Source organism: Chlorobium ferrooxidans DSM 13031 (genome assembly GCF_000168715.1).
Lineage (GTDB): Bacteria > Bacteroidota > Chlorobiia > Chlorobiales > Chlorobiaceae > Chlorobium > Chlorobium ferrooxidans.
Window position 1 is genome coordinate 1 of sequence record NZ_AASE01000043.1, and the last position, 5423, is coordinate 5423.

Genomic DNA, 5423 nt, shown 5'->3' on the forward strand with positions numbered 1-5423 from the left:
CGTTATTTTATAAAGCTTTCTCGTGTTGCAATTGCCTGCATCATGAGAGAATTATGATGGATTTATATACATTTAGAGGTTGAGTTATTACTATCAATTATCTCCCAGGATTTAGCTATGCAGCGTGAAAGAATACTCCCGATCAGTATTGAAGAAGAAATGCGGGGTTCTTATCTCGATTATTCTATGTCGGTTATTGTCAGTCGAGCGCTGCCCGATGTTCGGGACGGTCTGAAACCGGTTCACCGCCGGGTACTTTACGGCATGCACGAGCTTGGCCTGCAGGCAGGCAAACCGCATAAAAAGTCAGCCCGTATTGTCGGTGAAGTGCTTGGAAAGTTCCATCCCCACGGTGATACAGCCGTATATGACAGTCTTGTGCGCCTTGTACAGGACTTCTCCATGCGTTACCCGCTGATTGACGGCCAGGGTAACTTTGGCTCTGTTGACGGCGACTCTCCGGCGGCCATGCGATACACCGAGGTTCGCATGAAGGCCATTGCCGGTGAAATGCTGAAAGATCTCGATAAAGGTACCGTTGATTTTGCCCTGAACTTTGATGACTCCCTTGAGGAGCCGACTGTTCTGCCTTCAGCAATTCCGAACCTGCTTGCAAACGGTTCATCCGGTATCGCAGTCGGTATGGCAACCAACATCCCGCCCCAGAATCTCAGAGAGATTGTTGACGGCATGATTGCCCTGATTGCCAATCCGGAGCTTGAGGTTGCCGATCTCATGAAATTTGTCATTGCTCCTGATTTTCCGACAGGAGGTATTATTTATGGTTACGAGGGTGTCCGGAACGCCTACATGACCGGCAGGGGCAAGGTGGTTATCCGTGCCCGTGCTCTTGTTGAAGTTACCCAGAAAAACGGGCGTGAATCCATAATCGTTACCGAGTTGCCCTATCAGGTCAACAAGGTGCGTCTGATTGAGAAAATTGTTGAGCTGGTACACGATAAAAAGCTTGAAGGCATTGCCGATATCCGTGATGAGTCCGACCGTGACGGTATGCGTCTCGTCATAGAGCTGAAGCGTGATGCCGTAGCCAAGGTTGTGCTGAACAACCTCTACAAGCATACGCCTATGCAGGACACCTTCGGGGTGATCATGCTTGCTCTTGTTGACGGTGTGCCGAGGGTGCTCAATCTCAAAGAGATGATGATCTACTACATCAAGCATCGAAATGAGATTGTTCTGCGCCGCACGAAATTCGATCTTGATACAGCCGAAAAGAGAGCCCATATTCTTGAAGGATTGAAGATCTGTCTTGACAATCTTGATGAGGTGATCACCACCATCCGCCAGTCTCCCGATGCCAACACGGCACAGGAGAAGCTCATGGAGCGTTTCGGTCTTTCTGAACTCCAGTCTAAGGCCATTCTTGAGATGCGCCTGCAGCGCCTGACCGGCATGGAGCGAAAAAAGATTGATATGGAGTACACCGAGACTCTTGCCCTTATTGAGGCACTCAAGTTTATTCTCAGCAGTCCCGAGAAGCAGATGGAGATTATCCGCGAAGAGCTGCTGAAGGTCAGAGAGGTTTACGGCGATGCCCGTCGCACAGAGATTGTCCCCCAGGAGGGCGATTTCTCCATAGAGGATATGATTGCGCAGGAAGATGTGGTTATTACTATTACCCATGATGGCTTCATCAAGCGCTTTCCGGTTTCCGGATACCGCCGTCAGGCCCGTGGAGGCCAAGGGGTAACCGGTGCACAGGCCAAGCATGATGACTTTATCGAGCATATGTTTATTGCCTCAACGCACAACTATATTCTCTTCTTCACCAATCGTGGCCGTTGCTACTGGCTTAAAGTGTACGAAATTCCCGAGGCAGGAAGAGCGGCAAGGGGCAGGGCTCTGGCCAATATTATGGAGCTTCAGCCTGGTGAAAAGATCAGGGCATATATCAACATCCGCAATTTTGACGAGCCGGGCTTCATCGTTATGGCGACGACCAACGGTATTGTTAAAAAAACACCGCTCGACGATTTTTCACATCCAAGGCGCAACGGCCTTGCCGCCATTACGATTGAAGAGCATGATGAGCTTCTCGATGCCCGTCTGACCGATGGCGAGCACCAGATTATCCTGGCCAAGAGCTCCGGTTTTGTTGTTCGTTTTGCCGAGGCTGAAATCCGCTCCATGGGCCGTACCGCCATGGGCGTCAAGGGTATCACGCTCGACGAGGGTGAAAAATGTATTTCAATGGTCACCACCAAGCGCTTCGATACGGCCCTGCTTGCTGTTACCGACAACGGTTTTGGCAAGAGAAGCCGCGTGGAGGACTATCGTCTTACACGGCGAGGTGCAAGAGGGGTCATTACTCTCAAGGCGCATGAAAAGATCGGTGCGCTTGTCGGTTTGCTCGACGTCAATGATGATGATGATCTGATCATCATCACCACGCACGGCATTGTCAATCGTCAGCATGTATCCGACATCCGCCTCACAGGAAGGAACACTTCAGGAGTCCGTCTTATCAGACTGATGGCCGGGGATGTAATTTCCGCGCTTGCAAGAGTGCCGAAGAGTGATGATGAGGGGGACAGTGATTTCCCGATTGAAGATGCAGATGGCCAGATTGATCTGTTTGTTTGAGGCCGAATTGTTGAAGAATCGAATTTTTTCTTAAACAGGAGCAGAACTATGGAACAGAAAAAACCTTACATCATCAAAGAGCAGCCGGGCACAAAGTACTATTGTGCATGCAGCAGTTCGAAGAATCTTCCCTACTGTGACGGTTCCCACAAAGGGAGCGGCCTGCATCCGGTGAAGGTTGAGATTGATGAGGAAAAAACCGTCGCAATTTGCAGTTGCGGCCTGTCAGCAAATCCGCCTTACTGTGATGGCTCCCACAAGAGTGCGCAGTAGCTGATGCGGTTATCTTACTATTAAATCAACGACGAACGATTCCATGGCTCGACCGAAAAACGTTAAACATATTTTTGTTACCGGAGGAGTGATCTCCTCGCTCGGCAAGGGAATCCTTTCTGCATCATTGGGCATGCTGCTCAAGTCACGCGGCTTGAGAGTTGCCATACAGAAATATGATCCCTATATCAATGTGGATCCCGGTACCATGTCCCCCTATCAGCATGGAGAGGTCTATGTGACCGATGACGGGGCTGAAACCGACCTTGATCTTGGTCATTACGAGCGGTTTCTCGATGAATCCACCTCGCAGTCCTCCAACCTGACCATGGGACGGGTCTATAAATCGGTTATCGACAAGGAGCGCAGGGGAGAGTACCTTGGCGCAACGGTCCAGGTTGTTCCCCATGTGATTGATGAGATCAAGGACCGGATGGCCGAGCTTGCCAAAAACGGCAATCTCGATGTCCTTATTACCGAGATCGGTGGCACGATCGGCGATATCGAGTCACTTCCGTTTCTTGAGGCAATGCGCCAGATGAAGCTGGAGATGGGCGATCGCAACATGCTTAATATCCATCTCACCTTTGTGCCCTACATCAAGGCGGCCAGTGAACTGAAAACAAAGCCGACGCAGCACAGCGTAAAAATGCTGCTCGAAACCGGAATTCAGCCGGATATACTTGTCTGCCGCAGTGAAAAGCCGCTGTCACGCGAAATCAAAAACAAGGTGGGTCACTTCTGTAACGTCAACGATCTCGATGTTATCGGTCTGAATGACTGCGACACCATCTATGATGTTCCTCTGCTGCTGCTCAAGGAAAAGCTTGATCTTCGGGTGCTCAAGAAGCTTGGCCTGAAGAAATACAAGGAGCCGAATCTTGAATACTGGCGTGAGTTCTGCAACAAGGTCAAGTTCCCGGAGGAGGGAGAGGTCACCATTGGTATCTGCGGCAAGTACACCGAGTATCCGGATGCCTACAAGTCGATTCTTGAGGCATTCATTCATGCAGGGGCCAGTAACAATGTGAAGGTAAATATCAAGCTTCTCCGGGCTGAGGATGCCGAGATCAACACATTTAACCTCTCAAAAGAGCTTGAAGGTGTCAGCGGTATTCTTGTGGCTCCCGGTTTCGGAGACCGGGGCATTGAGGGCAAAATCAATTTCATCCGCTATGCCAGGGAGAAGAACGTTCCGTTTTTTGGTATCTGTCTCGGCATGCAGTGTGCTACAATAGAGTTTGCGCGCAACGTGTGCGGCTTGCAGGATGCCAACTCCACCGAGTTCAACAAGCGTACCCGTTTTCCCGTCATCGACCTTATGGAGCATCAGAAGAAGGTGAAGGAGAAGGGAGGAACGATGCGTCTGGGAAGCTACCCCTGCATTATCAAGGAGGGCTCAATGGCCCACGCTGTTTATCAGAAGTTTCTGATCAACGAACGTCACCGTCATCGCTTTGAGTTCAATAACACCTATCGCAACAGCTTTGAGGAGAGTGGTCTCGTCTTTTCCGGCACTTCGCCGAACGGTGAGCTGGTTGAGATTATTGAGTTGAAGGATCATCGCTGGTTTGTCGGGGTGCAGTTTCATCCCGAGTTGAAGTCAAGGGTGCAGAAAGTACACCCTCTGTTTCACGGCTTTGTGGCGGCAGCCAAAGCGTATGTTCAGGGGGGGCGTCAGATGGAGCTTCCGGTTGAACAGCCATCGTTTATGCCCGTGGAAAATGAAGCAGGAGAATAAAGAGAAAAGTGCTGTTTATTTAAGAAAAGGTTTGGAAGTGAGGGTGCGGGGTGATACATTAGGAGCCCGATGAAGGAAGCGCGAAAGTGGAGACAGAGTCGGGAGATAGCCTGAAACATGGCATGTTATTTGACGGTAATGAGATTAAGGGAAGCGAAGGATGCAAAAGGCTGTTCTGCTGTTGGCTGAGAGGCCGGCAGGAGGAAAAGAAAAAGAAGAAAGATTTTGCAGATAAGCTGAAAAGATGTACATTGACATCCCTTGATCGAATACGGTCAAGTTCTTTGAATTTGTTGTCAAGTGAATATACGCCAAAGTCAATTTCTTTGAGTCTACGGACTCAAGGTATTTTTAGCCGGATCAAACAAGATTAAACTCTACAACGGAGAGTTTGATCCTGGCTCAGGACGAACGCTGGCGGCGTGCCTAACACATGCAAGTCAAAGGGAAGCAACTTCGGTTGTGAGTACTTGGCGCAAGGGTGAGTAATGTATAGGTAATCTGCCCTTTGGACTGGGATAACCCCGAGAAATCGGGGACAATACCAGATGATGCAGCGGAACCGCATGGTTATGTTGTTAAAGATTTATCGCCAAAGGATGAACCTATATCCCATCAGGTAGTTGGCAGGGTTAAAGCCTACCAAGCCTACGACGGGTAGCTGGTCTGAGAGGATGATCAGCCACATTGGAACTGAGACACGGTCCAGACTCCTACGGGAGGCAGCAGTGAGGAATATTGCGCAATGGGCGAAAGCCTGACGCAGAAACGCCGCGTGGATGATGAAGTTCTTTCGGATGTAAAG

Annotated in this window: 3 protein-coding genes and 1 rRNA gene; all 4 read left to right on the top strand. The window is 49.9% G+C overall.

Features of this window, described 5'->3' with window-relative positions:
• Positions 1–117: 117 nt before the first annotated feature.
• A complete protein-coding gene (gene gyrA / locus CFERDRAFT_RS11505) occupies positions 118–2604 on the top strand; it encodes a DNA gyrase subunit A (protein WP_006367397.1) in 2487 nt (828 codons plus the stop codon).
• A gap of 48 nt (positions 2605–2652) precedes the next feature.
• Positions 2653–2877, top strand: a complete 225-nt coding sequence (locus CFERDRAFT_RS11510) for a CDGSH iron-sulfur domain-containing protein (RefSeq protein ID WP_006367399.1) — start codon at positions 2653–2655, stop codon at positions 2875–2877.
• Between the two features lie 43 nt (positions 2878–2920).
• A complete protein-coding gene (locus CFERDRAFT_RS11515) occupies positions 2921–4618 on the top strand; it encodes a CTP synthase (protein WP_006367398.1) in 1698 nt (565 codons plus the stop codon).
• A gap of 379 nt (positions 4619–4997) precedes the next feature.
• Positions 4998–5423, top strand: a 16S ribosomal RNA gene (locus CFERDRAFT_RS11520); the annotation flags it as partial.

Bases quoted from the DNA above. Each gene is read 5' to 3' on its own strand.
- gyrA (WP_006367397.1), top strand. From the start codon at position 118: ATGCAGCGTGAAAGAATACTCCCGATCAGTATTGAAGAAGAAATGCGG.
- CFERDRAFT_RS11510 (WP_006367399.1), top strand. From the start codon at position 2,653: ATGGAACAGAAAAAACCTTACATCATCAAAGAGCAGCCGGGCACAAAG.
- CFERDRAFT_RS11515 (WP_006367398.1), top strand. From the start codon at position 2,921: ATGGCTCGACCGAAAAACGTTAAACATATTTTTGTTACCGGAGGAGTG.